Here is a 2,473-nt window from a genome sequence, read left to right on the forward strand (position 1 = left end):
TCAGGCGCATTTGGCCTGGTAAAAGCAGGCGCAAAACTTGGTTTAAAAGCTTTACCATACGTTGGAGCTGCTTCATATGCTTATGATGCCTATCAATTAGTAAACCCCACATTAGAATCAGCAGGTTATCATTATTCTGAAAATGCCGATACATATCTTAAAGTTTATGATGATGCTTTATGTATGGGTAAGTTAGGGAATCAACCTGGCTATCATTCATGCATTGGAGTAGATTCTTCCGTAATGCTTGCTCTTTCAAAGGGAGGAAAATCAGCACAAGATGCTAAATCCCTCCTAATAATGCAAGTTCAATCTGACTATGAAAAAATACATAAAGATTTAATGAAGCAACATTATCCAGAATATGAAAATGTTTCCCCTAAATGTCGCTGGAATGGCTGGGGCGTTAGTTGTGATATAAAATCATTAGCTATATCCTACAAATTTATAAAAAATCATAGCGAAGAACTAACCACCAATAAGTTTTTAGAAATTGCAACATCTAAAATTGATAGTAATCCTACCCCTTTTATAGAAGGATCAGGCAGACCAGGCTACAACGAAAAAGTATCAGTCCCTGCCGGTACAGTCGTAACCATTGGCCCTGTCACCCCCGAAAACGGCAAACCGGTGCAAATCACCATTACTTTCGGAAAAGACTCCAACGGCAATACAACGGCAGAAGTCGCAACTACTCAACGTCCTGATCTTGATCCAGGTAGCCCAGCAGCGCCAAATACCAAGCCTGATCCAGATCCTAATCCTAATCCAGATGGAAAGCCCGATAAAAAACCTGATGGTAATCCCGATGGAAAGCCCGATAAAAAACCTGATCCGGATGAAGATTCATCTGATAAAGATAAAAGAAAAGAAAATAAAAAAGATGATAAGAAAGAAGAATCAAAAGGCTTACTTTGTGATTATTTTCCAGACATTTTAGCTTGTGACAAAATGGGCAAACCTCAAGAAGGTATGTTCGATGACATTAAAATTCCTCAAGTAACTGATGAAAAAACGTGGGATAGTGACAATTTCTTGCCGCCAAATGGCGTTTGTCCTCAACCCAAAAGCTTCAACATTTGGGGAAGACCGGTACAAATAACCTATGAACCGCTCTGCGTTTTCATGGAAAAAGTTCGTTTTGCCGTTCTTCTTGGATTCATTATCATGTCCGCCTTTATCGTATTCGGCTCTTTGAGAAAGGGATAATATGCCACTGCTCGCCGGATTGATTCCTCTTTTGGGAATCCTGTTAAAAATGCTCATTGTCAGAATAATTATTGCTACTGGCATGACATTTGTAACATATGCAGGCTATGTTATTGCACTAAATAAATTTAAGGATTACACCCTAAATGCAATCAATTCTATGCCGTCTGATATTCTTAATTTACTTTTAATCGGTGGTTTTGGCCAAGGCCTCGGTTATTTATTCGGTGCATTCAGTTTTTATATTGGAATGAATACATTAAACAAATTAACTTTTGTTATGCCAAGGTAGCCTTATGATTTATTTGTTTACCGGAAATATGGGCACTGGCAAAACATCGCGCGTTGTTGCCATGATTCTGAACAACGAAGACGGCTTATTTAAAATGAAGCTTGAAGACGGTACTGAAGTAGATCGTCCGCTTTATTTCTGTCATATCGACGGCTTGGATAAACGTAAATTCAACGCCCACGAACTCACGGAAGAAGAAATAATGTCTGCGCCTTTAAGGGATATTATTCCAACCGGTGCAGTCTTGATTGTTGATGAAGCGCACTATACCTATCCTGTTCGCGCTGCCGGTCGCCCTGTTCCGCCTTATATCCAAGAATTAACAGAACTCCGTCACCACGGCCATACAGTTATATTGATGACTCAACACCCTAGTCAGCTTGACGTATTTGTCCGTAATCTTGTGTCAAAACATACGCACCTTGAGCGTAAAGCAGTAGGCATGAAGCAATACACCTGGTATAAATGCGTTACCAGTCTTGATAATCCTGCCGCAGTAACAGGCGTTGAATCATCAAGTTGGAAGCCGCCAAAAGAAGCGTTTAAATACTACAAATCATCCAGCCAGCATCAGAAGTTTAAAAAGAACATTCCGCTTGCTGTTTGGGCTTTGATAGGTATATTTGCTTTCATGGCTTGGAAAGGCTACAACGTTTATCAAATCTATCAGCAAGGCACTGGCCAACAAGAACAGGTCGAACCACAGGAAGCAGCAGCCAGTCAGCCGCAAATGGAATTACCAACGGAAACCGAGACAGCGGTCAAAATTGATAACAGTCTAAACCCGACAGACTTTATCCCCACGTTGGCCGAAAAACCTGAATCAAAACCGCTTTACGATAGCGTGCGTCAAGTAAAAACATTTGAGTATATTGCCGGTTGCGTCGAAGGTGGTAATAGTGGCTGTACTTGTTACAGTGACCAAGGTACACCGCTGAAAGAAATCACAAAAACAATGTGCAAAGACTACGT

Annotated in this window: 3 protein-coding genes; all 3 read left to right on the forward strand. The window is 40.7% G+C overall.

All coding sequences use genetic code 11. From position 1 onward, the window contains the following. On the forward strand, positions 1-1,209 hold a 1,209-nt coding region (locus ACTHSP_RS19550), incomplete at its 5' end, for an IgG-binding virulence factor TspB family protein (RefSeq protein WP_440346729.1). Between the two features lies 1 nt (position 1,210). After that, a complete protein-coding gene (locus ACTHSP_RS19555) occupies positions 1,211-1,501 on the forward strand; it encodes a DUF2523 domain-containing protein (protein ID WP_440346730.1) in 291 nt (96 codons plus the stop codon). A 4-nt stretch (positions 1,502-1,505) separates the two neighbouring features. After that, a partial coding sequence (locus ACTHSP_RS19560) for a zonular occludens toxin domain-containing protein (protein WP_440346731.1) occupies positions 1,506-2,473 on the forward strand: 968 nt, incomplete at its 3' end.

The sequence above is a fragment of the Neisseria sp. P0001.S005 genome (genome assembly GCF_051963715.1).

What these genes read in the sequence shown, in the direction of transcription:
- ACTHSP_RS19555 (WP_440346730.1), top strand. Translation starts at nt 1,211, where the DNA reads ATGCCACTGCTCGCCGGATTGATTCCTCTTTTGGGAATCCTGTTAAAA.